This is a genomic window from Isoptericola sp. Y541 (genome assembly GCF_059445465.1).
This window is the reverse complement of record NZ_JCAIUJ010000001.1, coordinates 937,731-960,273: the sequence shown is the minus strand read 5'-3', so window position 1 is coordinate 960,273 and position 22,543 is coordinate 937,731. Positions and strand designations below refer to the sequence as shown.

24 protein-coding genes are annotated in these 22,543 nt (G+C 75.0%); 16 read left to right on the top strand and 8 right to left on the bottom strand.

The window, feature by feature from the left end; all coding sequences use genetic code 11:
* Window positions 1-32: 32 nt before the first annotated feature.
* Together AC1C2V_RS04345 and AC1C2V_RS04340 are read right to left on the bottom strand one after the other, a co-directional pair.
* Window positions 33-971, bottom strand: coding sequence for an alpha/beta fold hydrolase (locus AC1C2V_RS04345; protein WP_495388452.1), 939 nt, complete (start codon window positions 969-971; stop codon window positions 33-35).
* 61 nt (window positions 972-1,032) lie between these two features.
* Entirely contained in the window at window positions 1,033-1,794 is a 762-nt protein-coding gene (locus tag AC1C2V_RS04340; RefSeq protein WP_495388325.1) for a winged helix-turn-helix transcriptional regulator, read from the bottom strand.
* Between the two features lie 262 nt (window positions 1,795-2,056).
* On the opposite strand from AC1C2V_RS04340, the gene AC1C2V_RS04335 reads away from it, so the two are divergent.
* A complete protein-coding gene (locus AC1C2V_RS04335; protein WP_495388324.1) occupies window positions 2,057-2,803 on the top strand; it encodes a hypothetical protein in 747 nt (248 codons plus the stop codon).
* A 26-nt stretch (window positions 2,804-2,829) separates the two neighbouring features.
* On the opposite strand, the gene AC1C2V_RS04330 is transcribed toward AC1C2V_RS04335, so the two are convergent.
* Together AC1C2V_RS04330 and AC1C2V_RS04325 are read right to left on the bottom strand one after the other, a co-directional pair.
* Entirely contained in the window at window positions 2,830-3,501 is a 672-nt protein-coding gene (locus AC1C2V_RS04330) for a YceI family protein (protein WP_495388323.1), read from the bottom strand.
* A 208-nt stretch (window positions 3,502-3,709) separates the two neighbouring features.
* The gene (locus AC1C2V_RS04325) at window positions 3,710-4,096 is read right to left on the bottom strand and encodes a DsrE family protein (protein ID WP_495388322.1); all 387 of its coding nucleotides are present in this window, start codon (window positions 4,094-4,096) and stop codon (window positions 3,710-3,712) included.
* Window positions 4,097-4,277: 181 nt separating this feature from the next.
* Between AC1C2V_RS04325 and AC1C2V_RS04320 the strand changes: the two genes are divergently transcribed.
* Genes AC1C2V_RS04320 through AC1C2V_RS04310 form a run of 3 tightly spaced genes read left to right on the top strand, consistent with a single transcriptional unit; the run spans window position 4,278 to window position 7,226 of the window.
* A complete protein-coding gene (locus AC1C2V_RS04320) occupies window positions 4,278-4,862 on the top strand; it encodes a heme-binding beta-barrel domain-containing protein (RefSeq protein ID WP_495388321.1) in 585 nt (194 codons plus the stop codon).
* Window positions 4,862-6,016 (top strand): CAF17-like 4Fe-4S cluster assembly/insertion protein YgfZ, encoded by a 1,155-nt coding sequence (ygfZ, locus tag AC1C2V_RS04315; protein ID WP_495388320.1) that lies wholly within the window; start codon window positions 4,862-4,864, stop codon window positions 6,014-6,016. The genes AC1C2V_RS04320 and ygfZ overlap by 1 nt, the downstream gene beginning before the upstream one ends.
* Before the next feature lie 10 nt (window positions 6,017-6,026).
* A complete protein-coding gene (locus tag AC1C2V_RS04310) occupies window positions 6,027-7,226 on the top strand; it encodes an FUSC family protein (protein ID WP_495388319.1) in 1,200 nt (399 codons plus the stop codon).
* A gap of 140 nt (window positions 7,227-7,366) precedes the next feature.
* On the opposite strand, the gene AC1C2V_RS04305 is transcribed toward AC1C2V_RS04310, so the two are convergent.
* A complete protein-coding gene (locus tag AC1C2V_RS04305) occupies window positions 7,367-9,385 on the bottom strand; it encodes an MDR family MFS transporter (protein WP_495388318.1) in 2,019 nt (672 codons plus the stop codon).
* A 308-nt stretch (window positions 9,386-9,693) separates the two neighbouring features.
* Here AC1C2V_RS04305 and AC1C2V_RS04300 point away from each other — a divergent pair, with 308 nt between their 5' ends.
* The 10 genes from AC1C2V_RS04300 (at window position 9,694) to AC1C2V_RS04255 (ending at window position 17,543) form a co-directional block, all read left to right on the top strand.
* On the top strand, window positions 9,694-10,068 hold the full coding sequence (locus tag AC1C2V_RS04300; protein ID WP_495388451.1) for a PadR family transcriptional regulator: 375 nt from the start codon (window positions 9,694-9,696) through the stop codon (window positions 10,066-10,068).
* Window positions 10,065-11,000: a permease prefix domain 1-containing protein gene (locus tag AC1C2V_RS04295; protein ID WP_495388317.1), complete on the top strand. Its 936-nt coding sequence runs from the start codon at window positions 10,065-10,067 to the stop codon at window positions 10,998-11,000. The genes AC1C2V_RS04300 and AC1C2V_RS04295 overlap by 4 nt, the downstream gene beginning before the upstream one ends.
* Before the next feature lie 127 nt (window positions 11,001-11,127).
* Complete coding sequence (locus tag AC1C2V_RS04290; protein WP_495388316.1) at window positions 11,128-12,153, top strand: ABC transporter ATP-binding protein; 1,026 nt, start codon at window positions 11,128-11,130, stop codon at window positions 12,151-12,153.
* Window positions 12,150-12,932: an ABC transporter permease gene (locus AC1C2V_RS04285; protein ID WP_495388315.1), complete on the top strand. Its 783-nt coding sequence runs from the start codon at window positions 12,150-12,152 to the stop codon at window positions 12,930-12,932. Before AC1C2V_RS04290 ends, AC1C2V_RS04285 begins: the two co-directional genes overlap by 4 nt.
* Before the next feature lie 220 nt (window positions 12,933-13,152).
* Window positions 13,153-13,455, top strand: a complete 303-nt coding sequence (locus AC1C2V_RS04280) for a type II toxin-antitoxin system Phd/YefM family antitoxin (protein ID WP_495388314.1) — start codon at window positions 13,153-13,155, stop codon at window positions 13,453-13,455.
* Between the two features lie 36 nt (window positions 13,456-13,491).
* Window positions 13,492-13,917 carry a type II toxin-antitoxin system VapC family toxin gene (locus AC1C2V_RS04275; RefSeq protein ID WP_495388313.1) on the top strand — a complete coding sequence of 142 codons (426 nt, stop codon included), beginning with the start codon at window positions 13,492-13,494 and terminating at the stop codon, window positions 13,915-13,917.
* A 10-nt stretch (window positions 13,918-13,927) separates the two neighbouring features.
* A complete protein-coding gene (locus tag AC1C2V_RS04270) occupies window positions 13,928-14,272 on the top strand; it encodes a DUF2516 family protein (protein ID WP_495388312.1) in 345 nt (114 codons plus the stop codon).
* Window positions 14,269-15,327: an asparaginase gene (locus tag AC1C2V_RS04265; protein ID WP_495388311.1), complete on the top strand. Its 1,059-nt coding sequence runs from the start codon at window positions 14,269-14,271 to the stop codon at window positions 15,325-15,327. Before AC1C2V_RS04270 ends, AC1C2V_RS04265 begins: the two co-directional genes overlap by 4 nt.
* Window positions 15,324-15,749, top strand: coding sequence for a D-aminoacyl-tRNA deacylase (dtd, locus tag AC1C2V_RS04260; protein ID WP_495388310.1), 426 nt, complete (start codon window positions 15,324-15,326; stop codon window positions 15,747-15,749). The genes AC1C2V_RS04265 and dtd overlap by 4 nt, the downstream gene beginning before the upstream one ends.
* A gap of 96 nt (window positions 15,750-15,845) precedes the next feature.
* On the top strand, window positions 15,846-17,543 hold the full coding sequence (locus AC1C2V_RS04255; protein WP_495388309.1) for a LuxR C-terminal-related transcriptional regulator: 1,698 nt from the start codon (window positions 15,846-15,848) through the stop codon (window positions 17,541-17,543).
* A gap of 20 nt (window positions 17,544-17,563) precedes the next feature.
* On the opposite strand, the gene AC1C2V_RS04250 is transcribed toward AC1C2V_RS04255, so the two are convergent.
* Together AC1C2V_RS04250 and AC1C2V_RS04245 are read right to left on the bottom strand one after the other, a co-directional pair.
* Window positions 17,564-18,352 (bottom strand): LPXTG cell wall anchor domain-containing protein, encoded by a 789-nt coding sequence (locus tag AC1C2V_RS04250; protein ID WP_495388308.1) that lies wholly within the window; start codon window positions 18,350-18,352, stop codon window positions 17,564-17,566.
* Between the two features lie 125 nt (window positions 18,353-18,477).
* Window positions 18,478-20,376 (bottom strand): DUF4012 domain-containing protein, encoded by a 1,899-nt coding sequence (locus AC1C2V_RS04245; RefSeq protein ID WP_495388307.1) that lies wholly within the window; start codon window positions 20,374-20,376, stop codon window positions 18,478-18,480.
* A 265-nt stretch (window positions 20,377-20,641) separates the two neighbouring features.
* Between AC1C2V_RS04245 and AC1C2V_RS04240 the strand changes: the two genes are divergently transcribed.
* Together AC1C2V_RS04240 and AC1C2V_RS04235 are read left to right on the top strand one after the other, a co-directional pair.
* The gene (locus AC1C2V_RS04240; protein WP_495388306.1) at window positions 20,642-20,863 is read left to right on the top strand and encodes a hypothetical protein; all 222 of its coding nucleotides are present in this window, start codon (window positions 20,642-20,644) and stop codon (window positions 20,861-20,863) included.
* A gap of 48 nt (window positions 20,864-20,911) precedes the next feature.
* Window positions 20,912-21,355, top strand: coding sequence for an OsmC family peroxiredoxin (locus tag AC1C2V_RS04235; protein WP_495388305.1), 444 nt, complete (start codon window positions 20,912-20,914; stop codon window positions 21,353-21,355).
* A 58-nt stretch (window positions 21,356-21,413) separates the two neighbouring features.
* Here the strand turns inward: AC1C2V_RS04235 and AC1C2V_RS04230 are convergent, their stop codons facing one another.
* On the bottom strand, window positions 21,414-22,478 hold the full coding sequence (locus AC1C2V_RS04230) for an NAD-dependent epimerase/dehydratase family protein (RefSeq protein WP_495388304.1): 1,065 nt from the start codon (window positions 22,476-22,478) through the stop codon (window positions 21,414-21,416).
* Window positions 22,479-22,543 lie beyond the last annotated feature (65 nt).

Sequence of the window (22,543 nt, the reverse complement as noted above, 5' to 3'; positions counted from 1 at the left end):
GCCTGTCGAAACCCGGCGCGGTTTCGACGAGCTCAACCGGCGGTGGGGGAGACGGCGTGCTGCAGCCAGTCGGCCAGCAGCGCGCCGAGCTCGTCGGGGGCCTCCTCGGGCAGGTAGTGCCCGGCGCCTTCCAGCAGCTCGAACCGGAAGTCGCGCGCGAGCGCCGCGCCGTCGACGCCCGCGTGCTGCGGATCGAGGAACCCGTCGAGCCGGCCGTGCACCTGGAGCACCGGGACGTCGACCGGCTGCCGGACGGCGGCCAGGTACCGCCGCCCGTCCGGGCGCGGGGTGGAGCGCACCATCCAGCGCAGCGACTCCATCACGGTGTGCGCGGCGAACGGGATCCGCATCACCGTCCGGTAGAGCTCGAGCGCGTCGGCGCCGAGGGGGCGGGCGGCGCCGTCGCGCAGCACGCGCGCCACCATGTCGCCGTCCGTGAGCCGGCGCTCGGGCAGGGTGGGCAGCTGGTAGAGCGCGAGCTGTCGGCGCGCCACCGGGGTCAGGAGCTGGCGGCCCGACACGTGGAGTCGCCCCGGGTGGGGCGACGACACGGCGGCCACCCCGGCGGTGACGGCCGGCTGCAGCCGCGCCATCGACCAGGCGATCACGCCCCCCGTGCCGTGCCCGATCACGACGGCCCGGGCGTGGCCCAGCGAGCGCACCACGCCCGCGACGTCACTGGTGCTGGTGAGGACGTCGTAGCCCGACGGCGGCTTGTCGGAGGCGCCGACGCCGCGCAGGTCCATCGCCGCGACCCGGAAGCCGGCGGCGGCGAGGCTCTCGACCTGGTGGCGCCACGCCCACCAGAACTGCGGGTAGCCGTGCAGCAGGACGACAAGAGGGCGGCGGTCGCCGTTCGACCGGTCGGGGCCGGCGAGCGCCACGTGGAAGCGCGCCCCGTTGGCGGGCACGAGCTCGTGCCGCCAGGGCCCGTCCACGAGGGCGCTGGAGAAGTCGCTGGAGTCCGACATCGCGGTCACCGGACGAACCTACCCGCTGTGCGGCGCCGGGGCCGGGGAGGGCGCGCGGCGGTCAGCGGGCCGGGGCGCGCCCGGCGGCGCCGTCGCCGGCGTTGTCCGCCGAGGTGCCGACCCCGTCCGGGTTCTCGGCGGGACGAGGCTCCTTGGGCGGGTCGAACCGGTAGCCCACGTTGCGGACGGTGCCGATGAGCTGCTCGTGCTCGGGGCCGAGCTTGGCGCGCAGGCGCCGCACGTGCACGTCCACCGTGCGGGTGCCGCCGTAGTAGTCGTACCCCCAGACCTCCTGCAGCAGCTGGGCGCGGGTGAACACGCGGCCTGGGTGCTGCACGAGGTACTTGATGAGCTCGAACTCCTTGTACGTGAGGTCGATCGGGCGACCGCGCAGCCGCGCGGTGTAACCGCCGGCGTCGATGGCGAGCTCGCCCGCGGCGATCTCCTGCGGGCCGTCGTCCACGGGCCCGTGGGCCGAGCGCTCGATCACGAGCCGCAGCCGCGCCTCGACCTCGGCGGGAGACGCCGTCTCCAGCAGCAGGTCGTCGACACCCCACTCGTGCGTGACGACGGTCAGGCCGCCCTCGGTGAGGACGAGCACGAGGGGCACCGTGAGGCCCGTGGCGTGCAGCAGGCGGCACGTGGTGCGCGCCGCGACGAGGTCGCGCCGCGCGTCGAGCAGGACGATGTCGGAGTCGGGGGCGTCCACCAGCGCGGACGGTTCCATGGGCAGCACACGGACCTTGTGGTTCAGCAGGCCCAGCGCGGGCAGCACCTCGACGGACCCGCCCGCCGCGGGGGTGAGGATCAGCAGCTGGGCCACCGGCACCTCCTCCCGGGTCGTCGGACGGTTCGTTCGACAGCGTCCGACGAGGTGCGTCCGCCAACGTACCGCGGCTGGGGTGTTGGTCACACCACATCCGACCCGGTCGACCGACCAGGTCCCCGAAGTGTGCCTCGAACCATGTTGCGGGCGCGTTAAGGGCCGGCGACCGGACTGTGTCGTGGGAGATCCGGGTCACGGGACGCCCGGTCGTGGAGATCCGGGCACGAGGCGTGCCGCGCGGTCTGGGACACTCGTCGTCGTGACCGTGACCACCCGTGCCGTCTGGACGGCCGTCCTCTCTGCCGTCGTCGCGGCCGCGGCCTCGCTCGGGTCCCTCGGGATCCTGCCCCTGACCGCCGTTGCGGCGGCCCTGGTGCTGCTGCTCGCGATCGGCTGGGCGCCGCTGCTGCGGCTGCCCGCCCCCGGGGGGACGACCGTGGTGGTCGGAGCTGCGGGGCTCGGGGCCGTCGCGGTGGCCTGGGCCACCAGCGGCGAACCGGTGCTGCGCAACGTGCCGATCGTGCTCGCGATGGCCCTCGTGCTGGCGTTCGTCGCGGAGATGCTGCGCCGCGGGGGGCGGCCCCGGCTCGTGGAGTCGGTGAGCGGCACCGTCAGCGGCGCCGTCGTCGCCGTCTGCTCCTGTGGATGGGTGGCCGTGGGCCGCTCGGAGGCGGGCGCCTCGCTCGTCGTGGTCGCCGCCGCGGGCCTGGCGGTCGCGGCAGCCGTGTCCGCGCTGCCGGTGGCGCGCGGGTGGGCGGGGTCGCTCGTGGGCGTGGTGCTCGGCGGCGTGGCCGCCGGGGGAGCGGGCTTCCTCGTCCCGTCCATCGACCCGGTGAGCGGTCTCGTCGCGGGGGTCGTGACCGGGCTCGTGGTCGCGGTGCTGCGCCTGCTGTTCGAGCGTCAGCCCGCGCTGACCAGCCGTCGCGCCGTGCTCGCGGCCGTGACGACCCCCGTCGCCGTCGCCGGCATCCTCGTGTTCGTCGTCGGGCGGCTCGTCGTCGCCTGACCGCTCACCACGAGGGCGGGCCGGCGTCAGGCCTGCGGCTCGGGCGGAGTCTGCCGGACGGCCTCGCCGGCGAGTTCGATCCGCACGGTCTTGGACACGAGGACGCCGCCGGCCTCGAGGGCGACGTTCCAGGTCAGGCCGTACTTCTCGCGCTCGAAGTCGGCGCTCGCGTTGAAGCCGAAGATGTCGTTGCCGAACGGGTCACGACGTGCGCCGCCGAACTCGGCGTCGAGAGCGATGGGGTGCGTGACCCCGCGGATCGTGAGGTTCCCGTGCAGCACGAACTTCGCCGACGTGCGGTCGACCGTGCGGGGGAGGGCGCCGCGACCGGGCGCGCGCCCCTTGAGCCGGGCCCACGAGAACATCGGGTCCTCCTCGGTGCGCCACGCGATCCCGGTGCTGCGGAACTCGATGGTCGGGTAGTTCTCGACGTCGAGGAAGTCGGGGCTGCGCAGGTGCGTGTCCCGGTCCGGGCTGTGCGTGGTGATCGTCGCGGTCTCGAGCGTCGCTGAGACCGACGACTGCAGCGGGTCCTCCGCGACGTGGATCGTGGCGGTGCCGACGGGGAACTCGCCCCGCACAGGGCTGACCATCATGTGCATCGCAAGGAAGCCCAGGCGCTTGTGCGCCTCGTCGAGCAGGTACGTCCCCGCCGCAGGGATGACGAGGTCGTTCCAGGTCCGGGTGGGCGCAGTCATGGGTAGTTCTCCGGAATCGCGACGGCGGTCGGCCCGCGCCCGCGCAGCGGCAGGGGGGCCTCGGGCATGTGCGTCCCTGCGGCTCGTGCGGCAGGGCGTCACGGGATGCTTCAACGTTCAAGCTACGGCACCAGGGGTGCCTGACCGGAGTGTTTCCTGGCGCTGGTGGCGGGGGTCACAAGGGGCAGAGCGGGGCCCGTCGGTGGGCTCAGTAGACGAGGGCCTGTGCGCCGGGGCGCAGCACCTCCTCGGTGAAGACGGCGGCCCCGGCGATGCGCACGCCGGGCAGGACGTCGTCGGCCGTGAGGTCGCGACGCGCGGCGCACTGGGTGCACAGGGTGACGGAACCTGCGGCGAGGACGGCGTCGAGCAGGTCCGCCGCCGGGGCGGCGTGGTCCAGGGCCAGCTCGGCGGCGCGGCCGGGGACGGCGAACCACGCGGCCTCGCCGGTGAGCCACAGGCTCACCTCCGCGCCCGCCGCGGCGGCCGTGGCCGCCACCGTCAGGGCCTGGTTCGCGGCCTCCGGCCGGTCCCGCCCGGACGTGGTCTTGATCACGAGAGAGCGTGTGGACGCGCTCGAGGTGGTGGACGTCATGACCGGCGACCCTACTCACGCCACCTTGGCGGTGGGTGATAAGGGGAGGGGCTGGGTAGGATCGCCGCATGTCGATCCATGCTCTCGAGGCAGTGTTTACCGGTCTGCTGGTCGTCGTGACGATCGCGATCATCTGGTTCTCCGGGTACGTCGTCTACAAGCTGTTCCAGGGCCAGCGCTGATGCCCTTCGCCTTCCCCGAGGGCCTCGCGCCCGAGGTCTATCCGCTCGCGTGGCTCGTGGGCCGGTGGCAGGGCGAGGGCGTCGTCGAGTACCCCGGCATCGACGAGACGCCGTTCGTCCACGAGCTCGTCTTCGACCACGACGGCGGCCCGTACCTGCGCTTCGAGTCCACCCTGCGCGTGCGGTCGGCCGCGGCCGCGGCCGCCGACGGCGAGGGCGAGCCGGGCGACGACGAGCCGGGCGACGACGAGCCCGACACCGTCTGGTCGACGGAGACCGGCTACTGGCGCGTCTCCAGCGAGCGCCCCGAGGGGCTCGAGGACGACCGGCACGCGCTTGAGGTGCTCGTCACCGACGCGTCGGGCCGGCTGTCGCTCTTCCTGGGGGTCGCCGGCAACGGCCGCATCGACCTCGCCACCGACTTCGTCGCCCGCACCTCCACCGCCGCCGAGGTCACCGCTGCCAAGCGGCTCTACGGCCTGGTCGAGGGCCGGCTCATGTGGGTCGAGGAGCTGGCCGCGTTCGGCCACCCCCTCGGCTCGTACGCCTCCGCCCAGCTGGACCGCGTCACCGAGGAGTCCTGATGGACAACAGCCCCCTGCTCAACCGCCACGGCGCGGTGCCCGCGTCCGGCCCCGACGCCGGCGTGGCCTGGCACTACGGCGACCCTGTGGCCGAGCAGCGCGCGCTCGCCCGCGGCGGGGCGGTCGTGGACCAGTCCCACCTCGGCGTCGTGCGGGTGGCCGGGCCCGACCGCCTGTCCTGGCTGCACTCGATCACGTCGCAGGACGTGCAGGCGCTGCCGCCGCGCACCTCCACGGAGCTGCTGGTGCTCTCGCCCCAGGGGCACGTGGAGCACGCCGCGGGCGTCGTCGACGACGGCGAGGCCACCTGGCTGATCACCGAGGGTGACCACGCCGCCCCGCTCGCGGCCTGGCTCGACCGGATGAAGTTCATGATGCGGGTGGAGATCGCCGACGTCTCGGGCGAGTACGCGGCGATCGGCGAGCCCGTCGCCGCCGAGGCGGCCGAGGGCGAGCCCGTGACCTGGTGGGACACCTGGCCGCGCGTCGCCGACGGCGGCACCCGCTACGGCCCGCCCGAGTCGGAGCACCCCGGCGCGGACCGCCCGTGGCGGCTCGTCCTCGTGCCGCGCGCGGAGCTCGAGACCGCCGTCGCCGAGCGTGAGGCTGCGGGTTGGAAGCTCGCCGGCACCTGGGCCACCGAAGCCCTGCGCGTCGAGGCCTGGCGTCCTCGGCTGGCCCACGAGGTCGACCACCGCAGCGTGCCGCACGAGCTCGACTGGCTGCGCACCGCCGTTCACCTGCACAAGGGCTGCTACCGCGGACAGGAGACCATCGCGCGGGTGCACAACCTCGGCCGCCCGCCGCGGCGCCTGGTGCTGCTGCATCTCGACGGCTCCCAGCACGTGGTCCCCGAGGCCGGCGCACAGGTGTTCCTGGACGGCACCGACGGGCGTGCCGTCGGGACCGTGACCACGGTCGCCCGGCACCACGAGCTGGGGCCGGTCGCGCTCGCCGTCGTCAAGCGGTCCGTCCCCGACGACGCCGAGCTGACCGTGGCCGGCGACGTCGGCGGGCAGGAGCTCCGGGTCGCTGCGGCGCAGGAGCTGGTCGTCCCCGGCGACGGGGTCTCGGCCGACCGTCCCGAGGCGCACGGGCCGCTCGCCCGTGGCCTCACCCCACGCGGACCGGACGCGCCGCAGAGCCTGCTATGAGCGGACGCCCGTGAGCGACGAGCCGGCGGCGCGTCCCGCGGGCGAGCTCGCCCGGGCGGCGCTGCGCACCATGCGGCGCCGCATCCGGGTGCGCCAGGGCTGGCGACGTGCCCGGACCTCCTTCTGGCCGATCGTCCAGGCGTCGCTGGCCGCCGGCGTCGCCTACGGGTTCGCGTCCTACGTACTGGGCCATCAGCAGCCGTTCTTCGCTGCCGTCGCCGCGTGGGTCTGCCTCGGGTTCAGTTTCGACCGCGACCTGCGCCGCGTGGCGGAGGTGGCGGTCGGCGTCGCGCTCGGCGTCGGCCTGGGCGACCTGCTGGTGCACCTCATCGGGTCGGGCTGGTGGCAGCTGACGGTGGTCATGGCGATCTCCGCTCTGCTCGCCCGGTTCATCGACCGCGGCGCGCTGCTGGCCACGCAGGCCGGCGTGCAGGCGATCGTCGTCGTCGGGCTCCCGGCCGCGGTCGCCACGGGGGGAGCGATCGGTCGGTGGACCGACGCGCTGGTCGGGGGCGCGATCGCGCTGCTCGTCGCCCTGCTGACCCCGGGCGACCCGCGTCGGCGCCTGCGGGCCCTCGCCGAGGAGGCGACGGACGAGCTCGCCATCGTGCTGGAGGCCGTCGCCCGCGGGCTGCGCGACGCCGACGAGGACGACATCGCCGGCGCGCTCGTGCGCGGTCGGGCGGCCGAGACCGTGCTCGCGGACTGGCGCGAGCTCGCGCGCAAGTCGCGGGAGATTGCGCGCGTGAGCGTCAACCGCGTGCACCGGGGCGAGATCACCCGTCTCGCCTCCCAGGCCGTGCTGATCGACCGGGCGATGCGCAGCGTGCGCGTGCTGGCCCGCCGCGCCCCGGCGGCGCTCCAGTCGACGGGGCCCGCACCGGACGGCGGCACGGACAGGGTCGACCATGGCTCCGACGACGGGGGCGTCGACGCCGGCGCGGAGGTCCGCCATCCGGTCGCGGACCTCGTGGATCGGTACGCGGGCGGGGCGCGGCTGCTCGCGAGCGCGCTGGGGGCCGGCATCGACCCGGCCCGGGCGCGCGAGGCGCTGTCGGCCGTCGCCGCCGACGCGGACCCCCGCGTCCTCGGGGAGGGGTACTGGCAGGTGCAGTCCCTCGCGCTGCTGCTGCGGTCGCCGCTGGTCGACACCCTCGAGGCCGCCGGCATGACGCCCGAGGCCGCCCGCGCCACCCTCCCCGAGCTCTGACGCCGAGGAGTCCAGATCCCCGGCGGGGTAGTGCGGATCTCCGCGAGGTAGTGCGAAACCTCGCGAGGTAGTGCGAAACCTCGCGAGGTAGTGCGGATCTCCGCGAGGTAGTCCGGGATCGCGCGAGGTAGTTCGGGCGCTCAGCGCGTCTCGACGAGGTCCGTCTTGTCGGCCAGGAGCTGGTGGGTGAGCTGCTCCACGAGCTCGTCGACCTCGGGCTCGTCGCCGCCGGGCCATTCGGCCACGTAGCGCTGCAGCCGTCGCCGTTCGGCGTCGCGGATCGCCTCGGCGGCGGCGTCGCCGGCTGGTGTGGCCACGACGGTGTCGCCGTCGATCTCGACGAGCCCGCGTGCCCTGAGCCCTTCAGCGACCTGGCGCACGGTGTCCTCTGAACGCGCGGTGTGTTCCGCCATGAGCTTCACCGAGCGCTTCCGTTTGAGGGAGACGCGCGTGACCATCCAGGCCTCCGCGGGCGTGAGGCCCGAGTCGGAATCGACCAGCTCGTAGACGCGCAGCGGGTCCAGCTTGCCCACGCGACGCCACAGGATCAGTCGCAGCTCGTCGAGGGACGTGCGCCCCGAGCCGAGGGCGAACGACGCGCCCGCGGCCTGCCCGGCGCTCGCGGGGCCGCCGCCGCGGGTGGAGGTGCGCAGCTCGACCTCGGGGAGCAGCCACGTCAGCAGGAAGCCGAGCGCCGCCACCGGCACGGCCCACAGGAACACCACGTGCAGGGCCCCGGCGTAGGCGTCGAGGAACCAGTTCTGTACCTCGGGCGTGCACTGCCTGAGCGTGTCCGTGGACGCGGCGAGCGCGTCCGGGGCGCACGCACCCTGCGCAGACGACGGCACGGACGTGCGGAGCTCGGCCGTCAGGCGGCCCGAGAAGATCGTGCCGAAGACGGCGACCCCCACCGACGAGCCGATGGTGCGGAAGTACGTGGCGCCCGACGTCGCGGTGCCGAGGTCGCGGTAGCTGACGGCATTCTGCACCGCGATGACGAGCACCTGGGTCACCATGCCCAGCCCCGCGCCGAGCACGAACATGCTCAGCCCGGCCTGGAGCGACGTCGTGTCCCGACCCATGAGAGAGAGCAGGTAGAGACCGACCGACGTGGTCGCGGTGCCGAGGATCGGAAAGATCTTGTACCTGCCCGTACGGGAGATGAGCTGACCGGAACCGATGGACGTGATCAGCATGCCGAGCATCATCGGCGTCATCTCGAGGCCGGACTCGGTGGGCGTGGAGCCCTTGACGGTCTGCAGGTACAGCGGCAGGTAGGTGATCGCGCCGAACATCGCGAACCCGACGACGAATCCGACGACGGCCGTGACCGAGAAGACCTTGCTGTGGAACAGGCGCAGTGGCAGCACGGGTTCCGGCGCCCGTCGCTCGACGACGACGAACCCGATGAGCGAGGCCACGGCGAGCGCCACCATGGCGTAGACGGGCGCAGAGCTCCACCCCCAGGTGGTGCCGCCCAGGCTCGTCACCAGCACGATCGACGTCGAGACGGTGCCCAGCAGGATGATGCCGGCGTAGTCGACGCGCGGCTTGCGGCCGGTGTCGATGTGCGGCAGCACCGCTGCGACGACCAGAAGCGCGATCACGCCGATCGGGATGTTGATGTAGAAGACCCAGCGCCAGCTGAGGCTGTCGACGAAGAACCCGCCGAGCAGCGGGCCGGCGACGGACGAGACGCCGAACACCGCGCCGAAGAGCCCCTGGTACCGGCCGCGCTGCCGAGGCGGCACGACGTCGCCGATGATCGCCTGCGAGAGCACCATGAGGCCGCCGCCACCGATGCCCTGCAGTGCGCGCCATGCGATGAGCTGCACCATCGTCTGCGACGTGCCGGCCAGGATCGAGCCGACCAGGAAGATCACGATGCAGGTGATGAACAGCCCCTTGCGCCCGAACAGGTCGCCGAGCTTTCCCCACAGCACCGTGGTGGCGGTGCTCGCGAGCATGTAGGCCGTCACCACCCACGACAGGTGCTCCGCCCCGCCGAGGTCCGAGGTGATCGTCGGGAGTGCCGTCGCGACGATCGTCTGGTCGAGGGCAGCGAGGAGCATCGCGAGCATGAGGCCGCCGAAGATGGCCCAGACCCGGCCCTGCGGCAGCGCCGGGGGATCGGCGGGCGGCGCGCTCTGTGCGGTCATGCTGTGCCCTCCCGGCGTCGGGCGGATCTCACCGCCCCGGTGCTTGAGCCTGCGTCGTCCTGAGCTTGTCGAAGGGTCGAACCACCCCGTCCTGCTTCGCAGGCTCGCACGGACTCCCGACGACGGCACGGTGAAGGCCGAGGTTGTACCCGGACTACCTCGCGCGATCTCGAGCTACCTCGCGGGACTCCGGACTACCTCGCGGGACTCCGGACTACCTCGCGGGATCTCGGACTACCTCGGCGGAGGTGGGGCACGTCCAGCACCTGTTGTCATCGAGTAGTTGACGAGATACAGTACCTGTCGTGATGCAGCGAGATGAGGCTTCGACGGCGGACGACGCGTTCTCCGCCGACCTGCTGCGTGGTCACACCGACACGATCGTGCTCGCGACGCTGCGTCGCGGGGACCGCTACGGATTCGAGATCTACAAGGCGATCCGCCACGCCACGGGCGGGGCGCACGAGATCAAGGAGGCCACGCTCTACGCGACGTACCGCCGTCTGACCAAGGACGGGCTGGTCGAGGCCTACTGGGGCGACGAGTCCCAGGGCGGGCGCCGCAAGTACTACCGGATCACGGACGCCGGCCGCGCCGTCTACCAGCGCAACGTCGCGGCGTGGATCGCCACCCGCGACGTCATCGACGCCCTCCTCAGCACAGACAAGGACACCGACCGATGACCACCGTCCACCGACTCCTCGACGAGGCGTTCGCCGGCATCGAGCCGACCCTTGAGGTCCAGGACCTCAAGGAGGAGATCCGGGCGAACCTCGAGGCCCGGGCCGCCGAGCTGCAGGCCGGCGGCACCCCGCCCGACCCCGCCGCCCGCCGCGCCTTCGACGAGCTGGGCGACGTGCGCGAGCTCGTCGCCGACGCGCAGGCGGACGCCGACGCCCAGACCGGCGGCGTGCCGCGCACCCCCCTGCAGGAGGCGCTTGCGGCCGCCCAGCAGCAGCGCGTGCGCCCCAAGCCGGGCTTCGTCGTCGGCGTCGTGGTCGCGGCGCTGGCGGGAGTCGGCACGCTCGCGGTCGCGGGGGTGTCCGCGGCGGGCGTCTTCACCCTGCCCGCCGTCGCGGTCGCCGCGCTGCTGCTGACGGCGGCCAGCGCGGCCGGGTTCGTCGTCGGGTTCTCCGTCTCGCAGGAGACGACGACGAACCACCCGATGCCGTCCCGCCGCGCCGGGGGCTACTACCTGGCCACCGGCCTCGCGGCCTTCGGGCTGTTCCTGGTCGCGTTCGTGCTCCTCGGGACGTTCGCCCCGTGGGTGTACGTCGTGGCGGGCGCCGTGCTCGTCGTGGGCGTGACCCTGCTCGTCCTGCTCGGCGTCACCCAGACCAACCGGAAGAAGGCCTGGGTGCGGGACGTCGCGCGGGCGCAGGCGACCGACAACCAGTTCGGCCGCTTCGACCAGGACCCGGCCGCCGCCGCGCGGTTCGGCGTCTACACGGCCGTGATCTGGCTGACGGCGTTCGTCGTGTTCGTCGTCCTTGGCCTCACCGTCGGCTGGGCCTGGTCCTGGCTGACCTTCGTCGTCGCCCTCGCGGTGATGATGCTCGTCCTCGCGCGGATGCTCTTCGTCTCGCGGGACGAGCCGCAGGAGAAGCAGCACTGACGCAAGAACGGTCCCGGGCGACTGCCATCACCCGGGACCGGTGGCTCGGGTCCGGTGCACACCGCACCACGAGACGCGCTCCCACCCTAGGGCGTGCGCCGGACCCTCCGACCTCACTGGAGGAAACATGTCCGCACACCCGCAAGCGCCGGCGATCGACGTCGCCGGCCTGACCAAGACCTACCGCCCCGGCCGGGGCGCGCACGACGTGCGCGCGCTCGACGGCCTCGACCTCACCGCCGTGCCCGGCAGCGTGCTGGGCCTGCTCGGCCCCAACGGCGCCGGCAAGTCCACCACCGTGAAGATCCTCGCCACGCTGTCGCGGCCCGACTCGGGTACGGCCCGCGTGGCCGGGCACGACGTCGTCCGGGATCCGTCCGCGGTGCGGCGCGCCATCGGCTACGTGGCGCAGCGCCCCGTGACCGACCCCATGGGCACGGGTCGCGAGAACCTCGTGCTCGCCGGTCGGCTGCAGGGCCTCGGCGCCCGCGACGCCCGGACCCGGGCCGACGAGCTGCTCGAGCGCTTCGGCGTCGCGCACGCCGCCGGCCGGCTCGTGAAGACGTGGTCGGGCGGGATGGCGCGCAAGCTCGACGTCGCCGTCGGCCTCGTGCATCGCCCGCAGGTGCTGTTCCTCGACGAGCCCACCACGGGCCTCGACCCCGAGGCGCGCGCCGCGATGTGGGCCGAGATCGAGCGGATGGCGACGGGTGACGGCATGACGATCCTGCTCACCACGCACTACCTGGACGAGGCCGACCGGCTCGCCGACCAGGTCGTCATCGTGGACGCGGGCCGAGTCGTCACCGCCGGCACCCCCGACGCGCTGAAGGACGAGCTGCGCGGCGACGGGGTCATGGTCGAGCTGGACGACGCCGCCGCGACCGTCGCGGCGGCCCGGGTCGCCGCGGGCGTGCCTGGCGTCGTCGACGTCGCGGCCGACGGACGCGGCCTGCGGGCGCGCGCCGAGGCCGGCGCCACCGCGCTGCCGGCGCTGCTCGCCGCGCTCGACGCCGCGGGCCTGGGCGTGCGGGCGGCCGGGCTGTCCCGGCCCACGCTCGACGACGTCTACCTGGCCCGCACCGGCCGCAGCCTGGAGGAGGCCCACCGGGCCGGCACCGCGGGCGCCCCCGCCGAGGAGGTGGCGGCATGAGCGCCGTGACGCAGGCCGCCCTCCTCACCGGCCGCCAGGCCCGGCAGGGCATGCGCATCCCCGTGTTCATCGTGATGAACCTGCTGCAGCCGATGGTCTGGCTGCTGCTGTTCGGCCAGCTGTTCCGGTCCGTCATCGAGATCCCCGGGTTCGCCGGGGGCGCGGACGTCAGCTACCTCGAGTACCTCACCCCCGGCGTCGTGATGATGACGGCCATGGGCGGCGCGGCGTGGGCCGGCACGACCTTCGTGCAGGACATGGACCGCGGCGTCATGGACCGCTTCCTCGCATCCCCGACCAGCCGGGGCGCGCTGCTCGCGGCGACGATGGCCTGGTACTCGCTGCTCGCGTGCGTGCAGGCGCTGGTGGTCGTGGGCGTCGCGTGGCTCGGCGGGGCGCGGTTCCCCGGCGGCTGGGCCGGCGTGCTGGTGATGCTCGTGGCCGTGGCCCTGCTGAGCTGCCTGTTCGCGGCGCTCTCCGGGGCGGTCGCGCTGCTCACCCGCCAGCAGGAGGCGCTCATCGGCGTCTCGCAGCTGCTCACCATCCCGCTGATGTTCCTGTCGTCCGCGGTGATGGACCCGGCCCTTGCGCCGGGCTGGATCGCCGACGTCGCGCGGTTCAACCCGTTCGACTGGGCGGTCGTCGTGGCCCGCGACGCGCTGCAGGGCTTCGCCGACCCCGGCACCGTGTGGTTGCACCTGGGGCTGCTCGTCGTTGCCGTGGGCGCGATGTGGTGGCTCGCGACGCTGGCCTTCCGCGCCTACCGCCGGGCGATCTGACTCTCACCGTCGGGCCGGGCCGGGCCGGGCTGGGTCGCTGCCGCGCGAGCCGGGGACGTCTGTGTCGCGAGGCGCGCCATCCGCCGCTCGTTCCTCGCGGCTCCCGCCAGGCCCGACCAGCCTCGCGACACAGACGTCCCCGGCCCGCGCTCGTCCCTTCTCGCGGTGTCGTCCAACTTGCTCTGTCCGGTGGGGCGCCGGGACGGTACGGTCGTCGGTCATGGAGGTCTCCGTCAGTGCCCTGCGGGCCGAGCTGAAGTTGTGGATCGAGAGGGCTCGGGAGGGCGAGGAGGTCGTCATCACCGAGCGGGGGGTGCCCGTCGCCCGCCTGTCGGCGGTGCAGACGGCGGATCTCGTCGCCGGCCTGGTGCGCGACGGGTTGCTCACGCCCGCCGAGACCGAGCGTCAGGTGCACGTCGTGCCCGACGACGAGGGGTCGCCCGCCGCTCGTCCCGGCGTCGCCCGCACCCCCGCGAGGTCGCCGTCGCGCATGTCCGACCTGGTGCGCCGCATCCGACGCTGACGCAAGCTCGACCGCCGTGAACGAGAACGGAGCAGCATGGCCCTCGTCTACTTCGACGCGAGCGCGCTGGTGAAGCTGTGCGTCCGCGAGCAGGGCTCCGAGCTGGCGTGCGCCCTGTGGAACCGCGCCGACGTCGTCGTCAGCTCGCGCATCGCCGACGCCGAGGTGCGGGCGGCGCTCGCGGCGGGCGAGCGGGCCGGGCTGCTCGACCCGCTCGCGCGGCGCCGAGGCGCCGCGCTGTGGGACGAGCTGAGCCCCGCGCTGCACACGATCGAGGTGACCCGCGAGGTCTCCGAGCGGGCGGCGGACCTCCTCGCGTCGTGTCCCGTGCCGCTGCGGGGCGCCGACGCCCTGCACGTGGCGAGCGCGCTCGCCGTCGCGCACGAGGACACGGTGGTCGCTGCGTGGGACGAGCACGTGGCCGGGGCCGCGCGCTCCCGCCGGCTCACCGTCCTCCCGTAGGCTCGGGCGAGTGATCTCCGCCGCCATCGGGTCCTTCCAATACTTCATGCTCGTCGTGCTCGCGATCGTGGTGTTCGTCGTGCAGCTCGTCGCGTTCATCGACGCCGCGCGCCGCCCTGCCCGCGCCTACGTGTCCGAGGGGAAGCTGACCAAGAACATCTGGCTGATCATCCTCGGCATCGCCGCGCTGATCGGCCTGTTCGGGCTGCCGCCCATGCTCATGACGGCGGGCTCGTTCTTCAACGTCATCGCCGTGGCGCCCGCGATCATCTACTGGGTGGACGTTCGCCCGAAGATCCAGTCGTACGGCACGGGCGGGGGGCGTCGCCCGCAGGGCCCGACGGGCGGGTGGTGACGGTGACGGCCGACGTCGCGCGGGGCGCCGCGCCCCTGGCGGAGGTGGTGCGCGGCGGCCTCGTGGAGTCGGTGCACCTGGGGCACCTCGTGGTACTCGGCCCGGACGGCGGCGTGCGGCTCGCCGTGGGCGACCCGGCGACGACGATCTGGCCGCGGTCCTCGGTGAAGCCCCTGCAGGCCGTCGCGATGCTGCGCTCCGGCCTCGACCTGCCGGACCGGCTGCTCGCGCTCGCCGCCGCCAGCCACAGCGGCGCGCACGAGCACCTCGCCGGGGTGCGCGAGATCCTCGCGGGTGCCGGGCTCGACGAGTCCGCGCTGCGGAACACCGCCGACCTGCCCTTCGGCCGGGCCGAGGCGCTCGCCTGGCAGCTGGCCGGCCACGGCCCCGAGCGGATCGCGCAGAACTGCTCGGGCAAGCACGCGGGCATGCTCGCCACGTGCGTCGCGGCCGGTTGGGACACCTCGTCGTACCTGGACCCGGCGCATCCGCTGCAGCAGGCCGTGCGCGCCGCGGTCGGCGAGCTGACGGGCGACGAGCCACAGCACCGCACCGTCGACGGCTGCGGCGCGCCCCTGTTCACCACGTCGGTGCTGGGGCTCGCACGGTCGTTCGCGCGGGTCGCGGCGGGCGCTTCCGGCACTCCCGGCTCGGCCGCTGACGACGAGGCGCTGATGCGCACCGCCGCGCGGGTGGGCCGGGCGATGGCCGCGTTCCCCGAGCTGGTGGCGGGCCACGGGCGGGAGGACACCCTCGTCATGGCCGCCGTGCCCGGGGCGATCGCCAAGATCGGGGCCGACGGCGTGTGTGCGGCCGGGCTGCCCGACGGCTCGGCGGTGGCGTTCAAGATCCTGGACGGCGGTGACCGGCCGCGCCCGGCGATCCTCGCGGCGGCCGTCCTCGCGGCGGGTGCCGCCGCCGTGCCGGGCGTCGACGTCGCCGCCCTCGTGGCGGTCGGCGAGACTCCGGTGCTGGGCGGCGGCGTGCCGGTGGGCGCCGTGCGCCCGGCGTTCGCGGCCGCGGTCGGCGCGGTCGGCGCGGGCGGTGCGGGATGAGGGCCGTGCTGCAGCGCGTCACGCGGGCCAGCGTGTCGGTGGACGGCGAGGTGGTGGGGTCGATCGACCGGCCCGGGCTGCTCGCGCTGGTCGGCGTGACCCACGACGACGGCCCCGACGAGGTGGCGACCGTGGCCCGCAAGATCGCCGAGCTGCGCATCCTGCACGACGAGCGTTCGGCGACCGACGCGGGCGCTCCGGTGCTGGTCGTCAGCCAGTTCACGCTCTACGGCGACGCACGCAAGGGGCGCCGTCCCACGTGGCACGCGGCCGCCCCCGGCCCCGTGGCCGAGCCCCTGGTCGACGCGGTGGTGGCGGACCTACGGGCCCGAGGGCTCGAGGTCGCGACGGGGCGGTTCGGCGCCGACATGGCCGTCGAGCTGGTGAACGACGGGCCCGTGACTATATTGGTGGAGACCTGACAAATCTCTGACCTGCGGCTTCGCGGGGGGGATCGGGCGGTGCGGTAGGTCGACGCCGCCGGGCACCGACGCCCGGCACGACACGGGAGGCCGACGATGACCTCGACCCGGGACTCGATCGCGCCCTGGCCGCCGCCGCCCGCCGACCCCGCCCGCCCGGTCGCGCCGCACGTCGTGCGCCGCGTGTCCGGACTCGTGGGCGCCGACCGCGAGGCGCTCGCCCAGACGCTCGGCCTGCTGACGCCCGAGCAGCTCGCGGGCGCCGCGGCGCTGCCTGACCCGCTGCCGGCGACGCCGGCGGTGCGCGCCGCGACCGGCGTCGGCCCGAGGGGCGCGCCCGACGACGGGTTCGACACCGGGTTCGACGACGGGTTCGACGACGGGTCCGACACCGGGCTGCTCGACGGGCACAACGTGCTCGACGGCGTGGACCGGCGCGTCCTCCTGGCCGCCGGCGTGCTGGTGCTGGACCGGGTCGAACTGCTGCTCGGCGCGACGGGCGCCCCCGTCGACCGGCTGCTCGCCCCGCCGCTGTCGGAGCACCTGCGCCTCGCCGACGGCCGGTTCCGGGTGGCCGACCCGCGGGTGCGCGCCATCGTGCACGAGGATGCCGACCTTGCCGAGCGCACGGCCGTGCACGCGGCCCTGGCCGCCGAGCTCGACCGGGCGGGCGAGCCGGAGGCGGCGCGCTGGCACGAGGCGCTCGCGACCCTCGCCGGCGACCCGGCGCTCGCGGAAGGGCTCGTGCACCTGGCGGAGCACCGGCTGGCGCAGGGCTGCGCGGTCGGGGCGCACGCCGTCGCGCGGGAGGCGGCGAGCCACGGGGCCGGCGAGGTACGGGCGCGGGCGTTCCTCGTGGCCGGGCGGGCGGCGCTGCTCGCCGGGCACCTGCACGACGCCGCCGGGTGGCTCGACCGGGTGGCGAGCACCGGCGTCGCCGCGGTGCAGGACGACGCCGAGCAGGCGCGCGAGGCGGTGCACGCCCTGGCCGACCCGTCGACAGGCCCGGGCGGGCCCGACGGGACCGACGAAGACCCGCCCGGCATCCGCCTCGCGCGGCTGATCGTGCCTGTCGCCAGGGCCGTCGTGTCCGGCGCGGACCGGGCGGTGCTCGCCGCCGTCGTCGAGGCGCTCGCCCGGCTCGACCTGCGCCCCCGCGACGCGGACGAGGTGCTCGCTCGCGCACTCGTCACGGCGGTGCCTACGTGCGAGCAGGAGACGTGGGCGACCGGCTCGGACGGGCTGTCCCCGCTCGCGGAGGCGCACCTGCGCGTGGTGCAGGCCCTGGTGCTGTTGCGCGGCGGCGACGCCGCCCAGGCGGCCCGGGTGCTCGACGACGCGGCCGGTCGGCTGCCGGTGGCGCACGTCGCCGGCGGGCTGGCCGCGGTGGTGGCGCGGTGCGCCGCGCGGTCGGACACGCTCACGGCCGGGCTCCGCGCGGTCGGGCCCGCCCCCGCGCCCGCGGCGCTGGCGGTGTGCCGCAACCTCGCCTACGCCCGGCCGGCGGCGAGGCCGTCGCTGGTGGTCAGCGCCGTCCGGACCAGCCGGCGACCGGGCGCGGGAGCGGCCGGACGCGAGGAGGCGGAGGTGTGGGTCCGCTGGGCCGACCTCCTCACCGCGCGGGAGCTCGACGTCGCCCGGCTCGTGGCCGACGGGCTGGCGAACAAGCGGGTGGCCGACCGCCTCTGCGTCTCTGTGCGTACGGTGGAGGTGCACCTGGGGCGCGTCTTTCGCAAGGTGGGCGTGCGCTCGCGCGCCGAGCTGACGGTGGTCGCCCTGCGCCCCGCGTCCTGACCGCTCCCACCCACAACGGGTCAGTGCTCGGTGCGTCGGCGCCGCGCGACAGCGAGGGCGACTCCGCCCGCGGCCAGCAGCCCGGCAGAGCCCGCGACAAGCGCCACCACCCCGGCCCCGGTCTGGGGCAGGAAGCCCGACTCGGGCGAGGAGGCTGCCGGCGGCGCGCCGTCGGCCGGCACGGCGGCGGGAACCGTCGTGCCGGGGTTCGGGGTGGTGCCGGGGGCCAGCAAGGTGCCGGGCGGGTCGGTCGCGCAGCTCGGGGACGAGGGCGGGTAGGCGGCCGTGACCGTGAGCTGGGGGTTGACCTCGAACTTCACGTCCACGGACGGGCGCACCCAGTCGAACTCGTCGCCCTCCACCCAGACGCCGTCCTCCAGGCGCCAGCCCGGCCAGTCGAGCGGGGCGCCCGACGCGTCCGTCACGGCACCCGGCCACAGCACCCGTCCGGACAACGGCAGGCCGGCCTGCACGACGTCGTCGCCGGAGGGGTTGAGCCAGGTGATCGTCACGGTGTCGTTGTCGGTGCCGGTGGCCTTCACCGCGTAGACCAGGTAGGGCACGCCGCCGTCGCACACGGGCTGCAGCGTCTCCGCCGTGAGCGTGGGCTCCTCCGGCGGCGGGTACTCGGAGCCGCTCGGCGTCGGGGTCGGGGCGACGTCCGCCGCGGCGGAGGTGGCCCCGACGAGGCCGGCGCCGGCGCCCAGCAGGAGGCCGAGGATCACGCCCGCCGCAGCGCGGGCGGCACGCCCGCCCGTCGAGCCGGGCGCGACCGGGGTACCGGTGCGGGCGCGTCGTGCATGGGCCATGTCGGCTCCTCGGTCGGGCTGGCGTGGGCTTCCTCGAGCGTTCACGCTAGCCGCGCCGCGGCCCGTCGGACCCCGGCTCACCCGGGTGAAACCGCTGGCCGGAGCCGCATTCACCCGCTCGCTGCTCAGCCGCAGACGGGCACCTCGAGGTCGTGCAGGCCGCCCATGGTCGTGGTCGGGGTGGACCAGACCTCGAGCCGTCCGGCCGGGGTGCCGCCGTCGTCGCCCGACGCGCCCGACGGGACGACGAGGCGCAGCGTGGTGCTCTCGCCCGGCGCGAGCGCCACCGTCGCCGACAGCGTCGGCCGGTCGTGCGTCGTGCGGGACTCGCCGCCGAACGGCTCGCCGTCCCGTTCGAGCCGAGGCTCCTCGCCGCCGCGCGGCCCTGACACGGTCACCCCGAGCCGCAGCGTGCCGGGTGGGCTCGCCCCGCCGGGCAGCCCCGCGACGTACCAGGGCAGCGAGGTGGCCGCGTCCCCGGGCGCCGTCGAGGCGAGGGTCAGCTCGAGGGTGTCCACCCGCCCCGCGTCGGTGCACTCCGAGCCCACGAGGCTCAGCGAGGAGTCCAGGTAGGACGACATCTTCCCTGACACGTGGTCCGTGAGGAACACGCCCACCGCGTCGGCCGCCCGCGGCGCCTGGGCGTACGTGCCGGCGAGGACGGTGCCCGCCAGACGCTCCTGCTCCCGCTCGCTCGCCGACCAGACACGTACCCGGTGCTCGTCGGCGCCGCGCTGCAGGCCGGCGAGCAGGGCGGCGGGCGGGACGTCGTCGGTCGTCACCCGGTCGAGGACGGCGCCTGCGACGTCGGCGAAGAACAGGTCGGCGGTCTCGGGGTCGAGCACGTCGTAGGCACGGCGCAGCAGCACGTCGACCGCGTTCTCGGCGCTCACCTCGACGGTGTCGCGGCCGAGGTCCTCCGCGACCGGCGCGGACACCGGCACCTGCACCGGGCCCGTCTCGGCGAGCAGGTACGACAGGGCGACGGGGTCGGTCGCGAGCACGCCGTCCACCCGCTCGCCCTGGGCGCGGGCCCACATCTCGGCGGCCAGGCGCGCCGTCGTCGGGAAGTCCGGGGTGGCGGTGACGTCCTGGACGAACGTCCCGAGCCGCCCGGTGTATGCGTCGTCGTCGTCGGGCGACAGCGGCAGCACGGGCTCGCGGAACGGGCCGACGGCGGACGCCGGGACCTGGCGCACCACCTCCACGCGGCCCTCGTCGACGCGGAGCAGAAGCAGGGCGCCCGGGATGCCCCCGCCCTGGCGCAGCTCGGCCGTGCTCATGCTCAGCAGCAGGTAGGTGCGCGGGCCGTCGGCGCCGAGCATCGGCGGGCCGAGCGCGGCCGCCCCGTCCGCCGTCGCCACGGTGGCGGCGAGCTCGTCGACCCGGTCGCGCAGCGTCGTCACGGGGGCGGCGAGCTCCGGCAGCAGCGCGTCGGGGTCGACCGCGTCGAGTCGAGCCTGCGCGGCGTCGATCGAACGGTGCGCGACGGCGGCCCCCGGCGCGGCGGCGCGTAACGGCGCCAGGTCGAGGCCGCCGTCCGGCGTGCGCGTGGTGGCCGCGACGGCGTCGGCCAGCTCGGCGAGGGGGGGCAGCACGTCGTCGGTCACGTCGTCGAGGACGACGGCGACGTCGGCCGTCGCGCCCGCGGACGGGCCGACCACGGGCACGCGGGTGGCGAGCCACCACAGCGGGCCGTCGGTCGCCGCGCGCGCCGCGCTGGTCTGGCGGCGCAGCTCGGCGAGGGCGGGCGAGGACGCCAGGGTCGCCGGCTCCCCGTCGTCCGACCCGTCGCGGACGCCGGCGCGCAGCTCCTCCGCGACGGCCGGGACCTGCGCGGCGGCCGCGGTGAGCGCCGTCCGCGCCACGAGTGCGTCCCGCACCAGCAGCAGTGCGCACACGAGCGCGGCGAGCACCGCCAGGCACACGCCCAGCACCACCCACCGCCCCACCCGACCACGACGCCGGCGCGGGGGCGTGGCGGCGTCCGCGCTGGTGGGAGCCGGGTCGGTGTCGACAGTCATGCCCGCACCGTAGGTCCGCCCGGGCCCGGCGGAGGGATGAATCTGCGGGTGATGTCGGTGCGGTACCTGGTGCGCCGACCAGGCCGCCGGGGGCAGCGCGGGATCGCTGCTCGCCGGAGACGCCACGTCGCCGAGCGTCTGGCTGTCGGTCGACGGGAGCGCGTCGTTCGGCTTCAACGACCCGGCCGCCGACCCGTGGCGGCGCGAGGACGTCGCCACCCCCGTCGGCTTTCTCGCCCCCACCACCGACCTCGGGACGTACCCCGTGATCAGCGCGGCCGACGCGGTGGAGCGCCTCGGCGACCCGTGGTTCTCCGGGTCCGCCTGGCCGGTCGTCTACGCCGAGGAGGCCGAGCTCGCGCAGCAGCACCAGGACGCCGGGTCGGTCGTGCTCGTCCCGGCGTACGAGCTGTCCGACGTCGACGGCAACGCCTGGTCGGTGATCGCCGTCGCCGACGACGCCATGGACTTCGCCGCGCCTCGATGAGCGGGTTACGGTCGTCGTGACCTGTCCCGGAGCACGAAGGAGCACCCCATGCCTACTCGTACCGCACGCACCGCCTGGAACGGCGACATCCAGCAGGGTTCAGGCCGGATCGAGCTGGCCAGCTCCGGCGCCGCCGCGTTCGACGTCTCCTTCCCCCGGCGGGCCGCCGACAACGCCGAGGGCGTCACCAGCCCGGAGGAGCTCCTCGCGGCCGCGCACTCGTCGTGCTTCGCGATGGCGTTCTCGCTCGAGGTCGCGAACGCCGGCGGGACGCCCGGCAAGACCGACGTGACCGCCGACGTCACCCTGAGCCCCGCGCACGGTGGCGGCTTCGAGATCTCGCGGATCAAGCTGACCGTGGTCGGCTCGGCCGAGGGCCTCGACGCCGACGGCTTCCGCGCCGCCGCCGAGGCCGCGAAGGCCGGCTGCCCGGTCTCGAAGGCGCTCGCGGGCGTCGGCGAGATCACGCTGGACGTCACGTTCCAGGGCTGAGCTCGGCGAGATAGAGAACCCCCGACCGCGAGATAGAGAACCAGCGGTCGGGGGTTCTCTATCTCGCGGTGAGCGGGGGCGTGTCGGCGCCGGTGCCGGCGAGGACGCCCTCGACGGCCTCGCGCAGCACGTCGCCCTGGTCGAGGGTCGGCCGCCAGTGCAGCAGGTCGCGCGCCCGGGAGGCGTCCATGACGACGTCGGCGCGCGCCATGTCGAACCAGCCCACGTCGATCGGCACGAGCCGCGCCGCGGAGGCGACCGACAGGCCGGTGCGCACCAGGTCGGGCGACACGCTGACCGTGCGGCCGCCGCTGAGCAGGCGGGCGATCGCCTCGCCGTCGAGCCAGCCCGTCGGGGCGAGGTTGAACGCCCCTGGGTGCCGCCCCACGACCACGGCCCGGTACGCGTCGGCCGCGTCGTCGGCGTGCAGCACCTGCAGCCGCAGGCCCGCCGGGAACGGGACCACCGGCAGAAGCGCGCCCTCCGGCGCCCGTCGCGCGGCCGTGCGCAGGGCGAAGGTGCCCAGCCGGCCGAGGAAGTACCGGGAGAGCTCGGCGCCGGCCTCGCGCTGGAACATCAGGGCGGGCCGCATCCGCGTCACGACCAGCCGGGGTCGCGCCGCGGAGACGTCGTCGAGCATCCGCTCGACCGCCACCTTCTGCACCGAGTAGTTCGAGGTCGGCACGCCGCGCGCCGGCCACGACTCGTCCACGGCCGAGCCGTCGGCGGGTCCGGGGGAGTAGACGCCGGACGTCGAGCCGATCACCAGGTGCGGCACGTGCTGGCGCAGGACGGCGTCGATCACGGTGCGCGTGCCCCGGAGGTTCAGGCGGCGCTGCGCCTCGAGGCTGCGGGTGGCCGGCGATGCCCACGCGAGGTGCACGACGGCGTCGGCACCGAGGAACGCCTCGTCGAGACCGCGGACGACGGCGTCGACGGTGTCGGTGAGGTCGACGCGGACCCATTCGGCGGCGTCGTGCGGGTAGGCCACGGTGCTGCTGCCGTCGGCGCGCGGCACCCGTCGGGCGACGCCGACGACCGAGGTCACGGCGGGTTCCTGGACGAGCGCACGCAGCACGGCCGTTCCGACGTTCCCGCTGGCACCTACGACGACGACGCGCACGCTCCGACCGTAGCCGGGAGCGTCGCGGGGCGCGCGTGCAGGAGTGCGCGTGTATCGAACACACG

What these genes read in the sequence shown, in the direction of transcription:
- AC1C2V_RS04345 (WP_495388452.1), bottom strand. Translation starts at nt 971, where the DNA reads ATGTCGGACTCCAGCGACTTCTCCAGCGCCCTCGTGGACGGGCCCTGG.
- AC1C2V_RS04330 (WP_495388323.1), bottom strand. Translation starts at nt 3,501, where the DNA reads ATGACTGCGCCCACCCGGACCTGGAACGACCTCGTCATCCCTGCGGCG.
- AC1C2V_RS04325 (WP_495388322.1), bottom strand. Translation starts at nt 4,096, where the DNA reads ATGACGTCCACCACCTCGAGCGCGTCCACACGCTCTCTCGTGATCAAG.
- AC1C2V_RS04320 (WP_495388321.1), top strand. Translation starts at nt 4,278, where the DNA reads ATGCCCTTCGCCTTCCCCGAGGGCCTCGCGCCCGAGGTCTATCCGCTC.
- ygfZ (WP_495388320.1), top strand. Translation starts at nt 4,862, where the DNA reads ATGGACAACAGCCCCCTGCTCAACCGCCACGGCGCGGTGCCCGCGTCC.
- AC1C2V_RS04305 (WP_495388318.1), bottom strand. Translation starts at nt 9,385, where the DNA reads ATGACCGCACAGAGCGCGCCGCCCGCCGATCCCCCGGCGCTGCCGCAG.
- AC1C2V_RS04300 (WP_495388451.1), top strand. Translation starts at nt 9,694, where the DNA reads ATGCAGCGAGATGAGGCTTCGACGGCGGACGACGCGTTCTCCGCCGAC.
- AC1C2V_RS04295 (WP_495388317.1), top strand. Translation starts at nt 10,065, where the DNA reads ATGACCACCGTCCACCGACTCCTCGACGAGGCGTTCGCCGGCATCGAG.
- AC1C2V_RS04290 (WP_495388316.1), top strand. Translation starts at nt 11,128, where the DNA reads ATGTCCGCACACCCGCAAGCGCCGGCGATCGACGTCGCCGGCCTGACC.
- AC1C2V_RS04285 (WP_495388315.1), top strand. Translation starts at nt 12,150, where the DNA reads ATGAGCGCCGTGACGCAGGCCGCCCTCCTCACCGGCCGCCAGGCCCGG.
- AC1C2V_RS04280 (WP_495388314.1), top strand. Translation starts at nt 13,153, where the DNA reads ATGGAGGTCTCCGTCAGTGCCCTGCGGGCCGAGCTGAAGTTGTGGATC.
- AC1C2V_RS04275 (WP_495388313.1), top strand. Translation starts at nt 13,492, where the DNA reads ATGGCCCTCGTCTACTTCGACGCGAGCGCGCTGGTGAAGCTGTGCGTC.
- dtd (WP_495388310.1), top strand. Translation starts at nt 15,324, where the DNA reads ATGAGGGCCGTGCTGCAGCGCGTCACGCGGGCCAGCGTGTCGGTGGAC.
- AC1C2V_RS04255 (WP_495388309.1), top strand. Translation starts at nt 15,846, where the DNA reads ATGACCTCGACCCGGGACTCGATCGCGCCCTGGCCGCCGCCGCCCGCC.
- AC1C2V_RS04250 (WP_495388308.1), bottom strand. Translation starts at nt 18,352, where the DNA reads ATGGCCCATGCACGACGCGCCCGCACCGGTACCCCGGTCGCGCCCGGC.
- AC1C2V_RS04245 (WP_495388307.1), bottom strand. Translation starts at nt 20,376, where the DNA reads ATGACTGTCGACACCGACCCGGCTCCCACCAGCGCGGACGCCGCCACG.
- AC1C2V_RS04235 (WP_495388305.1), top strand. Translation starts at nt 20,912, where the DNA reads ATGCCTACTCGTACCGCACGCACCGCCTGGAACGGCGACATCCAGCAG.